The organism is Oleiphilus sp. HI0066 (assembly GCF_001635725.1).
Window position 1 is genome coordinate 1 of record NZ_LWFH01000173.1, and the last position, 1,556, is coordinate 1,556.

2 protein-coding genes and 1 pseudogene are annotated in these 1,556 nt (G+C 47.3%); 2 read left to right on the forward strand and 1 reads right to left on the reverse strand.

Features of this window, described 5'->3' with window-relative positions:
* Positions 1-248, forward strand: a pseudogene (locus A3738_RS02910) (thiazole synthase); the annotation flags it as partial.
* Positions 249-287: 39 nt separating this feature from the next.
* Positions 288-884 (forward strand): nucleoid occlusion factor SlmA, encoded by a 597-nt coding sequence (gene slmA / locus A3738_RS02915; RefSeq protein ID WP_068481448.1) that lies wholly within the window; start codon positions 288-290, stop codon positions 882-884.
* Between the two features lie 7 nt (positions 885-891).
* Here the strand turns inward: slmA and A3738_RS02920 are convergent.
* A partial coding sequence (locus A3738_RS02920) for an inositol monophosphatase family protein (RefSeq protein ID WP_068763337.1) occupies positions 892-1,556 on the reverse strand: 665 nt, incomplete at its 5' end.

Genomic DNA, 1,556 nt, shown 5'->3' on the forward strand with positions numbered 1-1,556 from the left:
TTGAGAATGCGAATGTGCCCATTTTAGTTGATGCGGGCGTTGGTACGGCTTCGGATGCAGCGATAGCGATGGAACTTGGTTGTGATGGCGTGTTGATGAATACTGCCATTGCAGCAGCTAAAGATCCTGTGATGATGGCGCACGCAATGAAATTGGCGGTTGAAAGTGGTCGCGCTGCATACTTAGCGGGTCGGATGCCTCGTAAACTATACGCTTCTGCATCTTCCCCTCTTGAAGGCCTAATTTAAGGTTGAGTTTAATTAAAATAACGAGGGTAGATAGCCACAATGGCCCCGGAAAAAAAACAAAAAGTGAGTAGAAAAGAGCAAATCCTTCAAGTACTAGCCAGTATGCTTGAGGACAATTTAGGGGAGCGTATCACCACTGCAAAGCTCGCGGTTGAAGTCGGGGTTACCGAGGCTGCGCTTTACAGGCACTTCCCGAGTAAGGCGAAAATGTATGAAGGCCTTATTGAGTTTATCGAAGAGACTGTGTTTAGCCGTGTGACGCGTATTAAGGCTGAGGGGCAAGGCTGTTTAGACAAGCTGCAGAAGATACTAACTTTGGTGCTTGCTTTTGCTGAAAAGAATCAAGGAATGTGTCGCATTCTTGCTGGTGATGCATTAGCGGGAGAGAACGAAAAAGTTCGGAATCGCGCCGAGCAGTTTTTTCAACGCTTAGAAACAGAACTCAAGCAAATTATCAAAGAAGGTGAGGCCCAAGAGGGTTTGACCAGACGTCTTAGTTCAGCGGCTAGCGCAAACTTGTTGTTGGTCAATGTTGAAGGGCGCGTTCACCAATTTGTTCGTAGTGAGTTCAAAGTTAAGCCAACGGCGCATTGGGTGAGTCATTGGCCGATCTTAGCGAGTGGCTTATTTCAATAGCCATAATTTAGGTTGTTGGGGCGAGAAGCGCTCGTGCTTGATCGAAGAGTGCGGGCGAACTTATCAATAAGTTCTGATCATAAATGGCCGCAGGAATATGAGCTGGAACTTCACTGAAATGGCCGCAACGTGCGCCTGCTTCTATAGCAATGACACGTGCCGCGGCAAAGTCCCATGGGCTTAAAGATTCAAAGTAAAAATCATGGCGGCCGCACGCAACCCAACAAATATCTAAGGCAGCACTGCCTAAACGACGTAAGTCTTGGCATTTTTCGAGCATAATGGTCACGCGTTCGAGTATCGGAGGAAGCGTGCTTTTGTCATAGGGGAAGCCCGTTGCAAAGACTGCTTTACGAAAATTTTGTTGGCCACTTATGCTTATAGCCTCTTCGTTGAGAGTTGCGCCGGCACCCTTTAATCCGCAAAACATTTCATCTAGGAACGGGTTGTATACGACCCCGCATTGCACATCTCCATCGCAAGCAAATGCAATACTGACTGCGACCATCTGCTGTCCGTGGGCATAGTTGACGGTTCCATCTATGGGGTCGATGATCCAAATTGGACTGCTTAAATCATGCCCGAGTGATTTGTCTGTGCAGGTTTCCTCAGTCAAAAAACGATGATCTGGAAACACTTCTTTAATGCGCTCAACAATTAGTTTATCCGCGG

Bases quoted from the DNA above. Each gene is read 5' to 3' on its own strand.
- slmA (WP_068481448.1), top strand. From the start codon at position 288: ATGGCCCCGGAAAAAAAACAAAAAGTGAGTAGAAAAGAGCAAATCCTT.